The sequence below is a fragment of the Bacillus sp. CPT56D-587-MTF genome (assembly GCF_058792335.1).
In genome coordinates this window covers 1,265,062-1,284,676 of the sequence record NZ_JBYTEF010000001.1, presented here as the reverse complement: position 1 = coordinate 1,284,676, position 19,615 = coordinate 1,265,062, and the positions used below count along the sequence as shown (strand labels likewise).

Genomic DNA, 19,615 nt, shown 5'->3' with positions numbered 1-19,615 from the left:
CCATTACATACACAAATAAACGATTTCTAATATAATTAGAAATCTACGGACCTCTCCCTCACCGAGTTTTAGCACTGTATAGCATAGGTACATTACCAGCTACGTTAAGAAAAACCTTAATTCGATCATTCCTGTTGACCCATTGGCGTCTCTCGACATTTTTGGGCAGTAGCATTTCTCTATACAGGAGCCTCACCTAACAGAGACTTATTTTCATTACATTGAAAATGTTACTCTTATTTAAAATAGATGTCAACCGTAGCCTACAATTTTTTCAAAAGGTATGGCAAACTAACGTATATAAAGTGTAACTTTAATCAGTGGGGGTTTTGTTCATCCCCCACTGATTATTAGCCCTCACCAATCGGGCTTTTACGGAATAAAATAAAAAACTTTACGTTTAAACGTAAAGTTTTTAATAAGTTATACAACCAGCAATTACAATCCCAATTGAAATTGATAAAAACATAAGAAAAAGACCGACTGCTTGATTATCTTCTTCGAGACTTTTGTTTATATTAAAGCGTGGTGTAAGCCACTCAGCTAAATAAAAGACGATAATTTGAGCCAAAATCCCAACTGCTCCCCACGAAATCATATCAAGAAGTGAAATTGAATTAGCTGCTGTCGAATATAAAACAACAGCTAACCCAAGTAATCGTCCTCCAAGCACATAGCTTACCGCCTTATTTCCTTGAGCCATTAACTTAAATTCCTTTACTTTCGTTGTCACTTCCATCAAGAACAGACCTATACATAAAAGGCCGAGTGTTACTACTAAATATAATAAAAAATTAATCATTTTTTCCCCTCCTTTTTATACCTACCGGTAAATAGTACGATTCATTTCCTGTAATCTTTTCTCCCGCACGAATACCGATACTACTCGCTTTTCCAGCAATTAAAAACGAACCAAACACATATGACAGTTTCTCGATCCCTTTTTCTGTTTCCAAGGATACGACTGGCAGTTCGATATACTTTTGAAATATCGGCAGTGACGCTTTATATGTTTGGTGTGCATTTTGAAGCATAATATTTTCGTCTTTATCGCGAATCGTAATTGTATCTCCTTCTCTCCCAAATGAAGGTTTTTGAACGAAAGAACCTTTTCCTAAAAATAAATCTGGTTCTAAATATGTAGGTAACATATATTCTTTAATCCACTGTTGTTCCTCATTTGTATAAAAGGCCTCTTCTTCTGCTAACCCCCAAATAAGACACTGAATTGATTTTGGCTGAAGTAAAAATGCTGACAAAGGATTTATTATAAAAAGCTTTCCGGCTTTTACAAGTTGTAACAGTTCCACACCTACCAAATCTCCTGTTTCAGGATCTTGATCCTCAATTAAATCTTCTATCGGATATGTTTGGCGATATAAAACATCAATCTTCGCCCCATCTTTATCGACTAGAGCATCCTTTGTAATTCTAAGTTCTGACATTGGCACTACTTTATTTTCAACATGGCATAGCTGACTTAAATACATAGTGGTATTCCAATCCTCGATATGTTCATGATGTGCTGTAAAAACAACATTTGGATTATCTAATCCCTTTGTCGCTTCCATTACTGCTTTCGTTACACCAGAAGATAGCAATCGTTCTTGATCCGAGTTTGGATCATCATAGCCTAGATTTCCACATACTTTCCCATTCATTTGAAAACATTCCACAATAAAAGTTGGTGTATCACTATTAAACTCAAGCATTTTGATTTTGTTATCCTCTGTTACAGCAAAATCAAATCGCGAAATTACAGATTCAGGATAGAGCCCTTTCATTCTAATGAAAGATAAACTCGCGGATGGAAAGCCAAGATCTAGAAGCTGTTCGTCACTTAAATTACGCAGCAGTCTAGCAGTCTTAAAAAATATTTTCCCCATTCGTTCAGTCGCTAAGTGTAATTGGTCCAAAGTCTGATTTGTTATAGAAAAAACATGAAACAAACTATACTCACATTCATATAAATCCGACCAAAAATCCGGATATTTCAAATAAAATTCTTTTCGATCCCTTATGTATTGCGACATATTTTAGCCCCCAAATCCTCCCTTTGAACCGCTTCCAATTCCACCTTTAAATTCAGCAGACGATTGATACGATTTAAACGCCGATGAATTTTTAAAAGTGGATTTATTTTGATAGTATCGCCCACCATAGAAATAATGCCCACGATAACCTGAACTACTATCATCACACTGCCATACCCCAAGTTCATCATCCCAATCCCAATCAGAACAACTATTATCATTTGGTTTTGGGGGAAGATCTTGTGCGCAACCAAATAAAGTGCCAGTCATTAAAGACGTTACGACACCACCTACTAGCCATTTCGTTTTTGTCACCTTCGCACTCCCCTTTTTAAATTCTATTCCTATTATATAGGATGGCATGATAAAGTAGAAGAAAAAGGAAGAAGAGGGATTAAATGCGCTTAGAATATCGACTTAATGATGAAACGAAAGGGTATCCTGCTTTATGGAACTACGCCAATATTTCTAATTCTGAAATTATCGCACGCATGACTTGTGAATATTTTATTAAAGAGAAAAATACTTATGTTGTTACTGCAACTTCGGTTGATCCAGACGGAACAGCAGTTATTTATATTCAAAAAGAAGTTTTCGCAAATGACCCTTCAGACCCTACATACTCCTACATCGGTTTTGAAATTAGAGAACTAAGTGAAACGAGTTCAAACATAGTAGATAGTCAAGATGTATGGAACTATGAAGAAATTTTACCATCTCTTCATTCAGATATTATATATATTCAGCGAGACGGCATGTCTATGGAGTTCTCCTTAGATTCAAGAGAGATTGATGAAGACAGAAAGTGCTACATTTATTACGGAAACTTCACAGGTGAATCAAGATAATATTGATATATCTATGCAACAAAAAAACCTTACGTATAAAACGTAAGGTTTTTATATAGCCCCACATATGCCGTTCTCTCTAGATGTCCATAAACCTGGTCTCACAGGTGGATGCTCTCACAAATGTTTGTAACTTCCTTCTTAAAAAGATGGCATGTTAGCTACATTTAAATATTGAACTTATTGGTTTAAGACATGCATAAGCTACGTACACCGTAGGAATTTTATATAAGGTTAGTTGAAATAAGACCCCCGCACGTGCCGCTCCTCGTAAATGTCCAAAAACCCGCTACTCGCAGGTGGATGCCCTCACAGTTACCGTACATCTTCCTCCACAAGGAAGGCTTGATGATGGTCGCTAAATATTGAGCTTCCGTATAACTAACATCGGTTTTAGACATAAATAAGTTACGCACACCGCAGGATGCATTATTTACTTGTCGTTATATTATCACATTGTTTCTAATGTGTAAAATACAAAGTTTTTCGAGCAATCTCTTGCTTGTGACCTTATTTTAATACAAATTATTTTTGCATGCAAGTGATTAATCTTCTTCTTTTGCAATTTGATTTTCTGGATAAGAAATCCAATCACTCCAGCTACCTGCATACAATTTTACATTTTGGAATCCAGCCAATTTTAATGCAACGATATTTGGACATGCCGTAACACCAGAACCACAATATACAATTGTTTCCTTATCTTTCGACAGATTTTGGAATCGTTCTTGTTGCCCAGCTTCATTCTTAAATTGTCCTGATTGCAACATTCCATCCTTCCAGAAATGGTTTACCGCTGTTGGAATATGTCCTGCTTTATGATCGACAAGTTCCTCTACACCAGCATAACGTTTCGGCTCTCTTGAATCAATTAATGTAACATCCGCACCTGCACGGATATTCTCTCTGACCGTTTCCATCGTTACAAGCATATGATCTTGTATATTAGCTTTGAATGTTTTTCGTATAGCAACAGGAATTTCCGCTGTTGTCGGTAGTCCATTCTCTTTCCAAGCGGGGAAACCACCATCTAATATATATACTTTCTCATGTCCTACATAGTTACATAACCACCATAAACGAGCAGCATTTGCACCGGCTTGACTGTCATACGCAATTACTGTCGTATGCTCATCAATACCAGCCTCCGAAAGCTTGTCTGCAAACTCCTCAATATTTGGTAAAGGATGGCGGCCACCATGTTCTGCTATAGGACTTGATAAATCTAAATTCAAATCAAAATATAACGCATGAGGAATATGTCCTTCTTCATACTTTTCTCTACCCCAATTAGGATTCGCTAAATCAAAACGACAATCGATTATACGGACATTCTCATCTTCTATATGCTCACGTAACCATTCGACTGTAACTATCATCTTTAACGACCTTCTTTCTCTTTCAAACGACTTACATACTCCATAACCATTTCTTCTGTAACATATTTACGCTGCAAGGTAACACCATTTTTTGCAAGATCATTAATTTGCTTCGTTACAACATTAATGACATCAACCGAAAATTCTTTCCCATTTGACGCAAGAGATACGGCAGCTTCAATAGCCGCTTCACGCTGTGCATCTAATTGTAAACATGCTTTTACACTTTCATTTTGTTTACGAGAATGTGCTGTAATTGCTTTATGTACTTCCATCTTCTCTTCCCCCTAAATAGTTATACGTTTTTATTCAATTCCATTGCAAGCCGGATCATATCACGACATACAATCCCATTTTCAATAATCTCTTCTTCATAATGCTTCGAAAAGTAATCAAAATCAATAGAAAAAATACGAAATCCACATTTTTGATATAAAGCAAGTTGTGAAACACTAGAATTGCCTGTACCAACTTCAAGTTTTGACATACCATATCCTTTAGCAGTTTCTACAGCATGCCTTAATAGCTTCTTCCCAATCCCTTTTCCTTGTAAATGCTCTGCAACCGCAATATTCATGATTTCCATCGTCTTTGGCCTTGTTTCCAAAAGAACATATACACCGATAACGCTCCCCCCCTGCTTAGCTACGTATGTTAATCCTCTTTGTACATATGTAGCTATTTGCCGTTCACTTGGATCAGCAAGTAGCAATAAAGACTTCGGTATAGCCTCTTTTGGAATACGTTCTATTACAACAGACATAAAAAATTCCCCCTTCTCTATTGTTCTAAACCCTCCTTGTCTACCATAAGTAATAGAAAGGAGGGATTCACCATGGACAACAATGAGAAAAAATGCAACGTCATCTCTATTGATGGAAAGAAGAAGAAAAGCGACACGTATTCCTATCCAAAATTAGTAGTTGAAAACAAAACATATGAATTTTCTTCATTCGTCTTATGCGGTGAAACACCAGATGGCAGACGACTCGTTCTTACTCATATGATTTCTACCGATGAATTTGCTGGATTTGTAAAATCTTTAGATACTGTACTGCAAAAGAAAATTGAACGAATCTTTTTCTCATAACGACTATATAACATAAATTTCTTTTTCAATCTCTACTAACTGCTTTTGCAATTGTTCTTTACTTTGTTCATATAGAGATACATCGATCGTTTCAGCCAATGCAAACAATATACTTTCATAATAGTTCATCACATCTTGCTGCATCACTTTTTGGAATAAGTTCCACTTCATATCCCACTCTTGCTTATAATGATGAACAAATAAATCTTTTTCATCAGCTACATAGTTTGATACGAACGGTTCTAATACAGATTTAGCGTCTTCTTGCATAAAAGCTTTGTCATTCTTTTCAAAAAAGCTTTTCTCATTTTTAAAATGTGCCAGTGCTTTTTTGAAATCTTTTATTTCAACTGAAGGGAACGGTTCTTTATGTGTAATATCTTTATATTCATACTCCACTATTCCATTCATAGAAATTGATTCATTTTCTACTTTACAGTTCACTACAATTTCGTCCTTTGCACGCTTCATCGCTTCGTCTATCCATTTTTCAAGGCGTAATGATGTCGCACGCATTTCTTGCAATAAATCATGCTGAATAAATGCTACTAATTCCATAACACACTGTTGCAATTGTGTTTTCACATTTCCATCCGTTCGAAGTGACGCCGGATTAATAAATTCAGTAAACACATCGTTATAGCGCAGGAATAGACGCTGTTGCACGTAATAAAGCAACTCTTTCACTTCATTTTGCATCGCCTGTTCTTCAGCAAGTACACTATATGATGAAATGATATGAAGTAGTTGATCACGCTCTGCTTCATATTTTTTCGTTTGCTTCTCTTTCTCTTCATTCCCCTGTTTTGCACCCTTTATCATGTTTACTAAAAGCTGATCTGCCCCTTGCAAAGCACCATATAGAGCATGCACAGAAACAAGCATTAAATCTCTCATCATAAAGGACGTAAATGATTCCTCAAACTTCGTAATCCCAGAGTTTTGTAAAATACCATACTTCTCTTTTTCAACATTCTTTCCTTGTTTCTCTTCAAGCGCACATAAACTTGAAATTGCAAATAAACGCGGATTTCTAATACCGTATTGCAGCAGCTGATCTGCGATATAACCTTTTACCATTTCAAGTTCTTCTTCAGACTCTGCTAAATCCGCCGCATTAATTAAGAAGAACATTTTATCAAGGGCAAAAGTATCCTTTACACGACCAAGCTGAATTAAAAATTCACGGTCAGCACGAGAGAATACATGATTATAATATGTTACAAATAAAATAGCATCTGCGTTTTTAATATACTGGAATGCAACATCCGTATGGCGAGCATTAATAGAATCCGCTCCAGGTGTGTCTACAAGCGCTACTCCCTGCCTTGTTAAAGCACAATCATAATAAAGTTCCATATACTCAACGAAGCATGATTTCTCTTCATTCGCTACATAATCAGAGAACTCTTCTAATGTAACTTGTACTTGTTCTCCTAAATAAGTAGAAACTGCATCATATCCTTTTTGTACCGCTCGTAAAAAGCTAAATGTTGTTTTTTGCTTCCCAGTTGGTGAAGGATATTTCATAACTTTATCAATTTGTGCTAACGCTTCATCTAACGTAGCAATCTCATAATGAAACAGCTTATAAACAGCTTTCATATCTTCTAATAACGCTTGCTTTGATTTAAACTGAACAATTACTGTTCCGTGTGGTTTTTCCTCTGTAACCGGCAAAATTTGATTAATCGTTGCCGTCGTCGGGTTTGGTGATACAGGAAGTACTTTCTCACCGAGTAAGGCATTGGCAAATGATGATTTTCCAGCACTAAATGCCCCGAATAACGCTACTGTAAATTGTTTTGTTTCCACACGTCTTCTTTTCTCTATTACCTCTTGCTGTACATGTTTCAGCGCTGGCAATGGCTCTAATATCGTTTCAGCTTTTTTCACTTTCTCTAATATCCGCTGAATATTTAAAGCCGCCGTTCCTTTCAGCTCTTCTTCATGAACCGCTACGTTATCGCTTACGATTTCCTGCTCTTGTAGTGTAAATTTCTCACTAACAATTTGCTTTTCCCTTTGCAATATCTCATCTATTTGCAGCCCTTCAGGCGTAGCAACATGATCGTGCCAAACATTTCGTAAATAGTCTTCATATGCCTCCAAATTGTTACTGTATTGTAATTGTGTTTCTTTCGCCGTTTGCAACATCGTATATGTTTCAATCTCTTCTTCAATACGAGCAACTGCTTCCCTCACCTTTTGCTTTAAAACGACCGCACTTTTATCAAAAATTTGCTGTGCTTTTATAAAATAACGTTTCTTCAGTTCATTCGCTACATCCGCTGTATAAAGAAGTAAGTAATCACCTGTGAAACCTGCACCTTGTTTAATTACTTCGGCCAACATTTCTGGTCCGAAAGCAATTTCTAACCCATATATGTCTTTCCCAATTTCCTCCGTGAACAATCCTTCTTCTTTTAAGAAGGCTACAATAAATTCCTTCACATGAAAATCAAGCTGCGTTTCAACAGTCTTTTGAAGGGCAGAATAAAACGCCTCTACACGTCTTTGTTTTTCTTGCTCCGTCTTTCCTTTCGCAAATAGCAAACCGACCTTAAATTTTGTTAATTTCGTTTCTAAATATGCATTTGCCAATTCTCTCATTTCAAACGGCATTAAATATGCGTTATCTAATATAGCTTGTAAACCTTTTATAAATTCATTTCTCACATAAGATTCTTTACTTGCCTCACGATTTTTCGCTTCCGTTAACTCTTCCTTCTTTTCAACTACCTCTGAAATAGAAAGTGGTGATGCTAACTCTTCCTCATATTTCAAGAGAGCTTTTTCATTTTCAGAAACAATAAACGAGAAATGTTCTCCCATTAAATATTCTGTTTCTCGCTCCATTCCAGTCCTTACATACTGCTCTTTTTCTTTCATAATAGAAGTAATTAACGCTTCTAAGCTTCTAATTTCATTATGTGGATGGTTCATCATTCGTAATGACGTATAATAAACACCATCTACTTCAATATCCCAGTTAGAGAATGATTGTTTTACACTATCTTTATAATTCTCAAACGATAATTCATTTTCTTTATGTTTATCTATTTGATTTACAACGAGATAAACCGTTTTATTACGTTGTTTCAATTCTTTAACAAATTGTAAATTCACTTCCGATTGGACGTGATTATAATCCATCATATAAAAAATGACATCTGCCAGATGAAGTGTCGACTCTGTCGCTAATTGATGGGCATCATCTGTTGAATCAATCCCTGGTGTATCAACTAACATAACCCCTTCAGGAATCGGCGCGTCGTTTCGATAAATATGAACACCAATTACTTCATCGCCGTCTTTACAAATTTGTTTTAATTCTTCTGCTGAATATGCACCGTCATATTCGTACTGCTCTCCAGATTTAACCGTTACAACAACACGATCCATTCCTTTTTCAATTTTGACAACGTTAGCGCTTGTCGGAATTGGACTTGTCGGTAACAACTGCGCTTTATATAGATGATTCATCATCGTTGATTTCCCTGCAGAGAAGTGACCGCAGAACGCTATCATAAGCTGTTCTTGTTTATATTTTTGAATTACCTCAAACAACTTTAAACTATTCTCTGCATCGCCGTGTTTTTGCCACTCTTCATAAAAACAAACAAGTTTTTTCATACCGTTTGTCTGTACTATGTTTGTCATCCCCTTGTTCCCCTTTATCCAAGATGTATATACTTTTCCCCGCTATTTGCGAGCTCATAACCAGTGAGAGTTACACCTACCCATTGATTACAGTTTCACTTTACTATCATACTAAATTTTCAGCATATTCTCATTAAAAATAAAAAATCCCTTTCATTCTTTTTACAAATGAAAGGGATTTTATGTCATATCACTCATTTTGCTGTTCCTACTCCATTTAAAACATACTTCGCAATAACTGCATATACAGCGACTGTACCTGCTACTAATGCATATACCATACTTACGCACCAACCTTTTTTTGATAATGATTATCACTTTTGAATACAGTTTATCATTAAAGAGAATCATTATCAACACTTTTCATAAAGAAAGCTCCTTATAAGAAGGAGCTTTACTGCCTGTTTTGAAAAAGGTTAAAACTTGTTGTGCACTCTTATTATATCTCATCCTACATAACTTAACAGTTTAAAAAAAATGGAAATATCCCCTATCCCCTCCACCTTACATTTCGTATAATAAAAGGGAATTACTTAACAAGGAGGAAAAAAATGACACAAAATCTCACACAAGGCGAGAGGATACACTCCATTGATATTATTAGAGGAATAGCTGTACTAGGTATTTTTCTTGTGAATTGGCCTGTTATCGCCGGGGTTGACTCACGTGATCTTTCAGGAATTTACGAAGGGATAGACAGCTACATTCGCCTATTTTACGATATGTTTATTCAAACGAAATTTTATACAATTTTTTCGTTTTTATTCGGATTAGGTTTTTATATTTTTATGAGTCGTGCTGAAGCGAAAACAGATCATCCAAAAATTTTATTTGTTCGCCGCTTACTTATTTTATTATTATTCGGTTTCTTACATTACGTTCTTTTATGGGACGGAGACATTTTACATACTTATGCGATTGCTGGATTTTTCTTATTTTTATTTTATAAGAGAGAACCTCGTACTATTTTAATATGGGCTATCGTTTTATTGAGTATTTTTCAATTCATTATGCTAATGGCTGGTATTACGGTTGCATTGGTACCAAAGGAAGAGCTAGGTTTTTCCTTACCTATCATGCCATTAGAAGACTGGCTGTCACAAATACAAAATCGTTTCCATGCATTTTACGCTGATGGAATTGGCTTAAATTTACTTATGCTCCCAGAAACAGTTGGGCTGTTTTTACTTGGTTTATACGCCGGCAAAAAGGATATTTTCCGCCGCGCGAAAGAGTTAGATCCAAAGCTTAAAAAATGGCAAATTATTATGTTCCTTTTTACATTACCAATGTGGTTCTTCATGGTTCGTTACTTCTTATCAAAACCATTTTATGAACCAATTTATATGCAGGTCTTTACAATGTTTAGCGGAAAAACGTTATTCATATTCTACATTTTCACACTAATGCGTTTATTACAAAAAGAAAAATGGCAAACGTTATTACGTCCATTCCAATACGTTGGACGAATGGCATTAACAAATTACATCTCGCATACAATTGTTACATTACTTGTATTCGGGCTATTGTTTAAAAATGATTATCTGGCTCCACTATGGGTTGGACCACTATTCTGCATTAGTTTCTACACGTTACAAATCTTTATTAGCCGCTGGTGGCTTTCACATTACCAATACGGACCACTTGAGTACATTTGGCGTCTTGGTACTTACGGGAAAATGATGCCACTTAAAAAGAAAAGCAAGGTCTCATAACGAGACCTTGCTTTTTTCAGGCTGTGGAGAAAGTCTTCTCCACAGCCTGTTTTTGTGTCTGAACCTCTTTTTATGTGTCAACACTGATAAAAAAGAGGAAAAGGAGAGATTTTTTATGATGGGTGCTTTAAAAAATCATCGTGATGAGCGTGTATCTGTTTCTGTAGAAGAGTTGGTTCCACAAGATCATTTCCTTCGTGCAATTGAAGCGACAATTAGTTTTGATTTTATTGAAGAGAAGTTACGCCCTTATTACTGTGAAAACAATGGACGCCCGTCCATTCATCCTATTGTTTTATTTAAGATGATGTTTATTGGATATTTTTACGGTATTCGTTCTGAGCGTCAATTGGAAAAGGAAATTAAAACGAATATTGCCTACCGTTGGTTTTTAGGGTTTTCTCTATCGGATACTATTCCGGATCACTCTACAATCAGTTGGAATCGTCGTACTCGTTTTATTCATACAAATATTTTCGAAGAAATTTTTGATGAGATTGTGAGACAAGCGACGGAGCACCGGATGGTAGGAGGACGTGCACTGATGACAGATTCTACACATATTAAGGCCAATGCCAATAAAAATAAATTTGTACATAAATATAAAAAAGAAAAAGCAAAGTTTTATATAGACGAGCTAGAAGCTGCGGTAATCGAAGATCGTGAGGTACATGGAAAAAAGAATTAAAACCTAGAAAGGAAAGTGATACCCCTACCAAAAAAACTCGTATAAGTACAACGGATCCAGATAGTGGATTTTTAATGAGAGATGGAAAACCAAATGGTTTTCATTTCTTGGATCATCGTACGACTGATGCGAAGTACAATATTATTACAGATACCTATGTAACGGCTGGAAATATGGCAGATTCCGAGCCGTATTTAGCACGCCTCCAAGCTCAGATTGATAAATTCGACTTCAAAGTAGAAGCTGTTGCCCTTGATGCTGGCTATTTTACAGGATATATCTGTAAGAAACTATCAGAACGGAATATATTTATGGTGATGGGGTATCGCCGATTTGGAAAACGGAATAAAGAAGTACCGAAAAGCCAATTTAAATATGTAGAAGAAATGAATGTTTTCGCTTGTCCGATGGGATGTATTCTAGAATATGTAACAACTGATCGTGAAGGATACCGTCAATACAAATCGAATCCAGAAGACTGCGCTGTTTGTCCGTTACGTGAGGTGTGCTTTTCAAAGAAACAAAAACAAAAAGTTATCACTCATCATGTGTGGGAGAAATATAAGGATATTGCTAGAAAAAACAAGCTAACAGCTACAGGGAAAAGGTTGTATAAAGTACGCTGTTCCACTATAGAGCGAAGCTTTGCAGACGCCAAAGAACTACATGGCTACCGCTATGCCCGGTTTCGAGGGCTGAAGTCTGTCCAAATGCAAGCTTATCTCACCGCAGCTTGTCAAAACATGAAAAAAATAGCCCTCCACCTGACCAAAAAGGGTCAGGTGGAGGGCTATTTTTTAAAATTCTATTATTTTATGTTGTTTTTATTCGCTAAAATCAAAAAAGATTCCAGAGTGTTGGGAACCCTAAAGGGTTTCCCAACACTCTGAGAAAAGCAAGGTCTCATAACGAGACCTTGCTTTTTTACGCTTCTCTTACTGCACTTTGCATAGATACTGGCTCTTCTTCTACTTTCACTTTGCGCTGCGGCACCATATTAAATACGATATTTAAAAGTACTGCTGACGCACTTCCAAGTACAATTCCGTTATCTGTTAAAATACGAATGCTTTCTGGGAGTTGTGAAAATAATGTAGGAACGACTGTTACGCCAAGCCCAATTCCGACAGAACATGCAACGATTAATAAGTTTTCTTGTCTTCCGAAGTCAACGCTACTTAACATTTTAATACCATATGCCATAACCATACCGAACATCGCTAACATCGCACCGCCCAGTACTGATTTCGGAATAATTGTTGTAATAGCTGCGATTTTAGGAATGAAACCAAGTGCGATTAACATACCACCGCAAGTATAAATAATAACGCGATTTCTTACTCCAGTTAATTGAACAAGTCCTACGTTTTGAGAGTATGTTGTATATGGGAACGCGTTGAAAATGCCACCTAACACCATCGCTAATCCTTCTGCGCGATAGCCTTTTGTTAATTCTTTTTCACCGATTTTTTATTGCAAATATCAGATAATGCAAAGTATACACCCGTTGCTTCTACAATCCCTACACAAGCAACGAGAATCATCGTAATAATTGGTGTTAATTCAAATGTTGGTGTACCAAAGTAAAATGGTTGAATACCGTGGAACCAATCCGCCTCTCCAACCGCTTGCAAACTTACTTTCCCGATAAACGCTGCAACGATAGTACCGAACAATAGACCTAGTAAAATAGAGATTGAACGAATAAATCCATCAAAGAAACGATACATAATGATGATAAATAATAACACACCAAATGCTAATGCTAAATTTTCAAGACTACCGAAATCCTTACTTCCTACTCCTCCAGCCATGTCATTAATTGCTGCTGGAACAAGTGTAACTCCAATTACAGTAACAACAGATCCTGTTACAACAGGTGGAAACAGTTTTACAAGTTTTCCAAATAATTTCGCAAAAATAACAACGAATAACCCAGCAGCAATAATTGCTCCATAAATTGAAGACACACCGTATTGTTTTCCAATCGCAATCATCGGTCCAACGGCTGTAAATGTACAACCAAGTACAACGGGAAGTCCTATACCGAAAAAGCGATTTGATAATGCTTGTAAAATTGTCGCAACGCCGCACATTAATAAATCAATTGAGACTAAATATGTTAACTCTTTTTGATTTAAACCAAGTCCACCGCCCACAATAAGCGGAACGATAATTGCTCCAGCATACATTGCAAGCATATGCTGCATACCAAGCGATGCAATTTTAAATGGATGCTGCTTCATCGTTTATTTCACCTCCGCAGTTTCTTGCTGTACAAATGTAACTGTGCCGTTATCAAGTGATGCAATTTCTGCTAGTGATTCAACACGAACGCCTTGTTCACGAAGCTTCTTTCCTCCATCTTGAAATGCTTTTTCAATAACAATTCCAATCCCTGCAATACTCGCTCCAGCTTGCTCTACTAAACTCATTAAACCTAAAGCAGCCTGACCGTTTGCTAAAAAGTCATCGATGATTAGCACGCGATCATTTTCATCGATATGATTTCGAGATAATGAAATTTCATTTGTTTCTTGTTTTGTAAATGAATATACGTTTGCAACGTACATATTATCTTGTAACGTTAACGATTTACGTTTTCGTGCAAAAATTACTTTTACACCAAGCTCTAATGCATCCATAACTGCTGGTGCAATGCCTGAAGATTCAATCGTCACGATTTTTGTAATGTTCTCTTCTTTAAAACGTTTAGCAAATTCTTTTCCGATTTCTTGCATAAGTACTGGATCAATTTGATGATTTAAAAAAGCATCTACCTTTAATACGTCACCAGATAAAACCTTTCCTTCGTTCAAAATCTTTTCTTGTAATACTTTCATGTTTGTTCCCCCTCTTATGCAATAAAAAAACTCCAAAAGCCACCACCACTCGTTACAAGTGAGAGACGCGCTTTTGGAGTTTCGCAAAAAAAGAATGCTAAACAAGCAATTATATTCGTCCTCACTCATAGTCAAAGTATTTACGGTACTTCGGTAGAAACTTGCAGGCCATATCCCCGCGATTATATGAGTGTAGCTAACTATTTATTTTATAGAAGGATTATAACGTACTTTTTATGCTTTGAAAAGCATTTATCGAAAAAACACGTACAAATTTTTAAAAACTACTATTTTTGTTCGAGTTTTGCAAACTCTTTCATTTCCAATTACAACTTCGTTAAAATGATTAGCCCATCTTTTGTAATCGCAATTGTATGCTCATATTGAGCTGATAATTTCCCGTCCATCGTTCGTGCAGTCCACCCATTTAAATCTACTTTAGAATATCGCATACCTATATTTACAATCGGTTCAATTGTAATTACCATTCCTTCTTGTAACTGAGGTCCTTGTCCTTGTTTCCCAAAATGAAAAATTGCTGGTTCTTCATGAATCTCTTTACCGATTCCATGTCCCGTAAAGTCTCTTGCAACAGAAAAACCTTCATTTGTTACATAACTTTCAATTGCATAGCCAATATCTCCTACATGATTACCAATTACCGCCTGGTCAATTCCTTTATACAAAGCATTCTCAGCTACTAACAACAACTTTTCTGCTTCATCAGAAACTTTTCCAACTCTATACGTCCAAGCAGAATCTGAAAGACCCCCATTTAAGTTTACTACCGTGTCAATTGTTACAATATCACCCTCAGTTAAAGGAACATCGGCCGGAAACGCATGACACATTTCATCGTTTACAGATGCACATATCGCATATGGATATCCGTTGTACCCTTTCTGCTCAGACGTTGCACCATGCTGTTCTAAATATGCTTCAACAAACGTATTAATTTCTTTTGTAGTAATACCTGGTTTCATCATCTTCGCAATTTCTCTATGACATGAAGCAAGTAATTTTCCCGATTCATGCATTAACTCTATTTCATTTTTCGTTTTAATTATACTCATGCTGTCTCTCCTTACTAAACTTGCTATTTACTATTAAACTTCAATCATACACATCCTCTTCCAAAATTTCAAAACTTCCAATTACAAAAAGTATGATTTATTTCTGCATAAAAAAACAGAAGGAGATTCTTCTGTTTTTTAATCATTTTTACATATATAATTCATTTTCAAAAACTCAAAACAACTACCATTTGTTTTCTGTATAAACGTTCCAACTACTTCAAATCCTGCCCTTTTATACACTTTAATCGCTCTCTCATTAAATATAGCTACTGATAGTGTTATATACTTGCATCCATATTTTTCTTTACTAAAAGCTAGTATAGCGTTTAAGAACTGTAAACCAAATCCGTTCCCAGTTATATTAGGTCTCATTCCAAGACCAATATCAACCGTTCCGTCATTTATTTTACAAACAGTAAAATAACCAATGAGAGTGCCATTTTCCTTCACAGAAAATGTATGATTCCCTCTACTTTCATCATGTAAAAATTCAGCTAAATCTTCTTCATCTGCCTCTATATCGTAAAAGGAATATTTCCCTTCATAATGCCAGTTGTATGCAATTTCTTCTGCTTCTTCTTGCGTCATTACTGTATATGTATAGTCCATTCTCCCATCCCCCTTTAAAAAAGAGCTGCAATTAAGCAGCTCTTTTTTTTACAACTCATAAATCTCTTTATATTTCGCTTCTAAATAATCGGCTAAGTAGTTTGCATTTAAGCCTTCACCTGTTACATCTTCTAAAATTTCAAGCGGCTTTTTCGTTTTACCATATTGGTGAATATGTTCTGTTAACCATTCACGAATCGGTGTTACGTTTCCTTCTTCTAATAATGCATCAAAGTTCGGAATGTCTTTTAACATTCTTTGCTTAAATTGCGCTGCATACATGTAACCAAGCGCATAAGATGGGAAGTATCCAAATGAGCCACCAGCCCAGTGAACATCTTGCAATACACCTTGTGCATCATTTTCCGGACGAATTCCTAAATATGCTTCCATCTTATCATTCCAAGCTGCTGGTAAGTCCTTCACTTGTAATGTACCATCAAATAATTCTTTCTCTAATTCATAACGCACCATAACATGAAGCGGGTATGTAAGCTCATCTGCTTCTATACGAATGAATGACGGCTTCGATTCGTTAATTGCATCATAAAATTCATCGACTGACATATCATCAAATTGACCATTGCTATACTCTTTTAATAAATCATAATTTTTCTTCCAGAATGATTTATTACGGCCGATAAAGTTCTCAAAGAATAATGATTGTGATTCGTGAATACCCATAGATGTACCACTGCAAAGTGGTGTACCTTCAAATTGTTCTGCAATATTTTGTTCATATACTGCATGACCACATTCATGAATCGTTCCAAAAACAGCCATACGAAAATCTTTTTCATCATAGCGTGTCGTAATACGAACATCCCCTCTATTTAATGTAATTTCGAAAGGATGCACTGTTTCATCAAGACGACCTGCTTCAAAGTCATAATTCAATTGCTTTAATAGTTCTAATGTAAAGTTCTTTTGTTTTTCTTTTGAAAATTGTTCCGATAAAGCACTTGTTTTTAATCCTTTTTTAGACTCAGAGATTTCTTTTACAAGCGGCACGATGCGCTCACGAAGTTGACCAAATACGTGATCTAAAACTTCTACTGTAATACCTGGCTCATACATGTCTAATAATGTATTATATTTATATGTTTCATAACCCCAATATGTAATAAATTTCTTTTTAAATTCAACAATTTTTTCTAAGTATGGGCGGAACATTTCGAAATCAGATTTTTCACGAGCTTCTTCCCACATACTCTCTGCTTTCGCTTCTAATTTCACATAAGCCTCATATTCAGCTTGTGGAATTTTTTTATTTCTATCATATTCTTTCCGACACTCTTCAACCATTTTCTTCGTTGTTTCAGAAAGTTTATCTTCACGTATTAAAGCTTCAAGCTCTGTTAAATAGTTTCCCATCTCATCTGAAGTCGACATAGCAAACACTTCTGACGAAAGCATACCAATTACTTCTGAACGCTGATCTACACCTTTTTTGGGTGCACCTGTTCTTAAATCCCAAAACATTAAACTTAATGCTTCTCCGTAATTTTGTATCTTCTTCACGTATGTTAAAAATTGTTTTTCTACTTCATATGTAGCAACTGTCATCGTATAAAAGCCTCCTTTTTCTACCTCAAATTTAATTCGACACAGAAACATAAATTCCTTTTATAATAGAAAAAAAGCTTGGCAAGCGCCAAGCTTTCTCCTTATAATTCTTTACCTTCTACTGGCAGTACATTTTTCACAGCTGCAACTACTTTCTCATCTTCTGAATCAGATAAGAAAATTGATATAGCACCTTTATCTTCACTTGTACGAATTAAACGCCCAATTCCTTGACGAAGTCGTAAAATCATATATGGTACATCTACATCCCAGAATGGATCATTTACGTGCTTACGTTTCGCTTCAAACACAGGATCGTTTGGAGGGAATGGTAAAGACCAAATAATAACGTGCGATAATGATGAACCAGGAATATCTAAACCTTCCCATAAATGAACCGCACAAAGTACAGTCTCTTCTTCATTTTGGAAACGAGAAACGAGCTGGCTAATTTCCTGATCTCCTTCATATAAGAACGGAACCGACATTTGCTCTTTACTTACATACTCTTTGAACGCTGCAAGCTCTTGCGTTGTACGGAATAATACAAGCGTACGTCCATTTGTTTTTTGTATATTTTCAAGTGTATATTGACACTTTCTTTCCCATTCATTTTCTTTCGTATGTGATAGTAAGTTTACTGTCATTTGCTCTTCGTAATCAAACGGTGAAGCAACTGAGAATGACAAGTAATCTTTTACCCCTAGGCTATTAGCTGTGAAAGCGAATGAATCGTTGTTCGATAATGTCGCAGAAGAGAAAATATACGGTATTTTCTTCGAGAATACTTTCTCTTGTAACACTTCTTCAACTGCACGCGGCATAATAACTAACGTGAAGGCACCATCACCTTCTTCACCCCAAGTAATTACATTTTTCTCGTGCATGAACAGACGAAGTGAATGTTCTAATACATCTAAATGCTCATCAACAATATTTAAATCATACGTGTTTACTGTATGCATTTCACTTTCGAATACTAATGCATCTCCAACTTCACCGATTTTTGCATAAAGTCGTTTCGCTTCAGCTGTTACTTTTTCTGTCACAGTAATTTCTAGACGATCAGAACCGGCAATTTCCTTTTTATTCTCTTGTAACACATCAAAGAATCGTTCAGTTTGCCAAATTGTTTCTTCTACTAAATGTGCAAACTCCTCACGAATATCGTTTTGTAGCAATCTCGTTAATAGTTGCTCCATCATCGTTTGCTTTAAACGGTATGTTAAAGCTTTTTGAGCTGCATATTCTACAAGATGTCCTTCATCGAATACAACGCAGCTACTTTCTGGTAATAATGGAATTTGCCCTTCACGCTTACGAGCATCGTACGTCCAAATATGATCCATATAGAAATCTTGAGAACAAATAATTAAATCTGCTGCTTTACGATAATGTTCACGAGAAAGAGTTTGTCCACAACGATGACGAGAATCACAAGTAAAGCAATCTTGGAAGTAATCCCAATTTACTTTTGACCATTCTTCGTCATTTAAAAGTGGAAATTCTTTTCTGTCACCATAGTGAGTAAAGTTTTGCATCGTACCATGATCGAATACAAACTGTGGTAACTCGTAATATACGTCTTCAATTACTTCTGGAGCTCGTCCACTCATAACATCTTCAAGTTTACGTAAGCATAAATAATTATCCATTGATTTTGCAAGCCTTACATCAACAGATAGCCCTAATGCTTCAGATAACTTAGCGATGTCCCCTTCTTCTTTCACAAGCTGCTCAATTAACGTTTCATCTGCACAAGCAATAATAGCTGGTTTCCCAGTATAACGCGCGTAACAAATTGCATATAGAAGATATACAATTGTTTTCCCTGTTCCTACACCAGCTTCTGCGAACATAACTTTCTTTTCTTGGAAAGCGCGTTCTAACTGAAACGCCATAAAAATTTGTTCATCACGCTCTTCAAAGCCTTTTTCCGGAAGGATGTCGTAAAACACATCTCCAATCCACTCATTCAACTTATCATAAAAATTATCTTGTTTTCCTACTTCAAATGGTAATCTCTTCTCAGTAAACATCCTTAGCCTCCAACCAAAAAGTTTTTCTATAAAAAGATAATAGCAACTGCTACGCATATGTGTGCA

15 protein-coding genes, 2 other RNA genes, 2 pseudogenes and 2 riboswitches are annotated in these 19,615 nt (G+C 36.0%); of the genes and pseudogenes, 4 read left to right on the top strand and 15 right to left on the bottom strand.

What is annotated here, in order from left to right:
- Positions 1-45: 45 nt before the first annotated feature.
- Positions 46-211, bottom strand: a riboswitch (M-box (ykoK) riboswitch).
- A gap of 204 nt (positions 212-415) precedes the next feature.
- Genes AC3WVZ_RS06770 through AC3WVZ_RS06760 form a run of 3 tightly spaced genes read right to left on the bottom strand, consistent with a single transcriptional unit; the run spans position 416 to position 2,348 of the window.
- The gene (locus AC3WVZ_RS06770) at positions 416-802 is read right to left on the bottom strand and encodes a DUF350 domain-containing protein (RefSeq protein ID WP_000606868.1); all 387 of its coding nucleotides are present in this window, start codon (positions 800-802) and stop codon (positions 416-418) included.
- A complete protein-coding gene (locus tag AC3WVZ_RS06765) occupies positions 795-2,033 on the bottom strand; it encodes a glutathionylspermidine synthase family protein (protein WP_000084933.1) in 1,239 nt (412 codons plus the stop codon). The genes AC3WVZ_RS06770 and AC3WVZ_RS06765 overlap by 8 nt, the downstream gene beginning before the upstream one ends.
- Positions 2,034-2,036: 3 nt before the next feature.
- The gene (locus tag AC3WVZ_RS06760) at positions 2,037-2,348 is read right to left on the bottom strand and encodes a hypothetical protein (RefSeq protein WP_000169030.1); all 312 of its coding nucleotides are present in this window, start codon (positions 2,346-2,348) and stop codon (positions 2,037-2,039) included.
- An 83-nt stretch (positions 2,349-2,431) separates the two neighbouring features.
- On the opposite strand from AC3WVZ_RS06760, the gene AC3WVZ_RS06755 reads away from it, so the two are divergent.
- Positions 2,432-2,881, top strand: a complete 450-nt coding sequence (locus AC3WVZ_RS06755; RefSeq protein ID WP_001235523.1) for a hypothetical protein — start codon at positions 2,432-2,434, stop codon at positions 2,879-2,881.
- Between the two features lie 54 nt (positions 2,882-2,935).
- Here the strand turns inward: AC3WVZ_RS06755 and ssrS (AC3WVZ_RS06750) are convergent.
- The 5 genes from ssrS (AC3WVZ_RS06750) to AC3WVZ_RS06730 form a co-directional block, all read right to left on the bottom strand.
- A non-coding RNA gene (ssrS, locus tag AC3WVZ_RS06750) (6S RNA) lies at positions 2,936-3,106 on the bottom strand.
- A 20-nt stretch (positions 3,107-3,126) separates the two neighbouring features.
- Positions 3,127-3,310: non-coding RNA, 6S RNA (gene ssrS, locus AC3WVZ_RS06745), on the bottom strand.
- A gap of 116 nt (positions 3,311-3,426) precedes the next feature.
- Positions 3,427-4,260 carry a sulfurtransferase gene (locus AC3WVZ_RS06740; protein ID WP_000637556.1) on the bottom strand — a complete coding sequence of 278 codons (834 nt, stop codon included), beginning with the start codon at positions 4,258-4,260 and terminating at the stop codon, positions 3,427-3,429.
- A gap of 2 nt (positions 4,261-4,262) precedes the next feature.
- Positions 4,263-4,535, bottom strand: a complete 273-nt coding sequence (locus AC3WVZ_RS06735) for a YpbS family protein (protein WP_000451818.1) — start codon at positions 4,533-4,535, stop codon at positions 4,263-4,265.
- Between the two features lie 20 nt (positions 4,536-4,555).
- Positions 4,556-5,023, bottom strand: coding sequence for a GNAT family N-acetyltransferase (locus AC3WVZ_RS06730; RefSeq protein WP_000117689.1), 468 nt, complete (start codon positions 5,021-5,023; stop codon positions 4,556-4,558).
- A 72-nt stretch (positions 5,024-5,095) separates the two neighbouring features.
- On the opposite strand from AC3WVZ_RS06730, the gene AC3WVZ_RS06725 reads away from it, so the two are divergent.
- A complete protein-coding gene (locus tag AC3WVZ_RS06725) occupies positions 5,096-5,350 on the top strand; it encodes a DUF3931 domain-containing protein (protein WP_000369740.1) in 255 nt (84 codons plus the stop codon).
- Positions 5,351-5,353: 3 nt separating this feature from the next.
- Here the strand turns inward: AC3WVZ_RS06725 and AC3WVZ_RS06720 are convergent, their stop codons facing one another.
- On the bottom strand, positions 5,354-9,013 hold the full coding sequence (locus tag AC3WVZ_RS06720) for a dynamin family protein (RefSeq protein ID WP_048538185.1): 3,660 nt from the start codon (positions 9,011-9,013) through the stop codon (positions 5,354-5,356).
- 551 nt (positions 9,014-9,564) lie between these two features.
- On the opposite strand from AC3WVZ_RS06720, the gene AC3WVZ_RS06715 reads away from it, so the two are divergent.
- Both AC3WVZ_RS06715 and AC3WVZ_RS06710 read left to right on the top strand, forming a co-directional pair.
- A complete protein-coding gene (locus tag AC3WVZ_RS06715) occupies positions 9,565-10,728 on the top strand; it encodes a DUF418 domain-containing protein (RefSeq protein WP_000193191.1) in 1,164 nt (387 codons plus the stop codon).
- 115 nt (positions 10,729-10,843) lie between these two features.
- Positions 10,844-12,213, top strand: a pseudogene (locus AC3WVZ_RS06710) (IS1182-like element ISBth7 family transposase); the annotation flags it as partial.
- A 127-nt stretch (positions 12,214-12,340) separates the two neighbouring features.
- Here AC3WVZ_RS06710 and pbuX read toward each other — a convergent pair.
- The 6 genes and pseudogenes from pbuX to AC3WVZ_RS06680 form a co-directional block, all read right to left on the bottom strand.
- A pseudogene (gene pbuX / locus AC3WVZ_RS06705) lies at positions 12,341-13,662 on the bottom strand (xanthine permease PbuX).
- A 3-nt stretch (positions 13,663-13,665) separates the two neighbouring features.
- The gene (locus AC3WVZ_RS06700) at positions 13,666-14,259 is read right to left on the bottom strand and encodes a xanthine phosphoribosyltransferase (protein WP_233936209.1); all 594 of its coding nucleotides are present in this window, start codon (positions 14,257-14,259) and stop codon (positions 13,666-13,668) included.
- Between the two features lie 108 nt (positions 14,260-14,367).
- Positions 14,368-14,469: riboswitch (purine riboswitch) on the bottom strand.
- A gap of 116 nt (positions 14,470-14,585) precedes the next feature.
- Positions 14,586-15,332 (bottom strand): type I methionyl aminopeptidase, encoded by a 747-nt coding sequence (locus tag AC3WVZ_RS06695; RefSeq protein WP_233936207.1) that lies wholly within the window; start codon positions 15,330-15,332, stop codon positions 14,586-14,588.
- 138 nt (positions 15,333-15,470) lie between these two features.
- Positions 15,471-15,944: a GNAT family N-acetyltransferase gene (locus AC3WVZ_RS06690; protein WP_000386779.1), complete on the bottom strand. Its 474-nt coding sequence runs from the start codon at positions 15,942-15,944 to the stop codon at positions 15,471-15,473.
- 48 nt (positions 15,945-15,992) lie between these two features.
- Positions 15,993-17,510, bottom strand: a complete 1,518-nt coding sequence (ypwA, locus tag AC3WVZ_RS06685; RefSeq protein WP_233936206.1) for a carboxypeptidase M32 — start codon at positions 17,508-17,510, stop codon at positions 15,993-15,995.
- Between the two features lie 101 nt (positions 17,511-17,611).
- Complete coding sequence (locus AC3WVZ_RS06680; RefSeq protein ID WP_000493709.1) at positions 17,612-19,549, bottom strand: ATP-dependent DNA helicase; 1,938 nt, start codon at positions 19,547-19,549, stop codon at positions 17,612-17,614.
- Positions 19,550-19,615: the final 66 nt, after the last annotated feature.

Bases quoted from the DNA above. Each gene is read 5' to 3' on its own strand.
- AC3WVZ_RS06700 (WP_233936209.1), bottom strand. From the start codon at position 14,259: ATGAAAGTATTACAAGAAAAGATTTTGAACGAAGGAAAGGTTTTATCT.
- AC3WVZ_RS06730 (WP_000117689.1), bottom strand. From the start codon at position 5,023: ATGTCTGTTGTAATAGAACGTATTCCAAAAGAGGCTATACCGAAGTCT.
- AC3WVZ_RS06755 (WP_001235523.1), top strand. From the start codon at position 2,432: ATGCGCTTAGAATATCGACTTAATGATGAAACGAAAGGGTATCCTGCT.
- AC3WVZ_RS06770 (WP_000606868.1), bottom strand. From the start codon at position 802: ATGATTAATTTTTTATTATATTTAGTAGTAACACTCGGCCTTTTATGT.
- ypwA (WP_233936206.1), bottom strand. From the start codon at position 17,510: ATGACAGTTGCTACATATGAAGTAGAAAAACAATTTTTAACATACGTG.
- AC3WVZ_RS06765 (WP_000084933.1), bottom strand. From the start codon at position 2,033: ATGTCGCAATACATAAGGGATCGAAAAGAATTTTATTTGAAATATCCG.
- AC3WVZ_RS06680 (WP_000493709.1), bottom strand. From the start codon at position 19,549: ATGTTTACTGAGAAGAGATTACCATTTGAAGTAGGAAAACAAGATAAT.
- AC3WVZ_RS06725 (WP_000369740.1), top strand. From the start codon at position 5,096: ATGGACAACAATGAGAAAAAATGCAACGTCATCTCTATTGATGGAAAG.
- AC3WVZ_RS06720 (WP_048538185.1), bottom strand. From the start codon at position 9,013: ATGACAAACATAGTACAGACAAACGGTATGAAAAAACTTGTTTGTTTT.
- AC3WVZ_RS06735 (WP_000451818.1), bottom strand. From the start codon at position 4,535: ATGGAAGTACATAAAGCAATTACAGCACATTCTCGTAAACAAAATGAA.
- AC3WVZ_RS06695 (WP_233936207.1), bottom strand. From the start codon at position 15,332: ATGAGTATAATTAAAACGAAAAATGAAATAGAGTTAATGCATGAATCG.
- AC3WVZ_RS06715 (WP_000193191.1), top strand. From the start codon at position 9,565: ATGACACAAAATCTCACACAAGGCGAGAGGATACACTCCATTGATATT.
- AC3WVZ_RS06740 (WP_000637556.1), bottom strand. From the start codon at position 4,260: ATGATAGTTACAGTCGAATGGTTACGTGAGCATATAGAAGATGAGAAT.
- AC3WVZ_RS06690 (WP_000386779.1), bottom strand. From the start codon at position 15,944: ATGGACTATACATATACAGTAATGACGCAAGAAGAAGCAGAAGAAATT.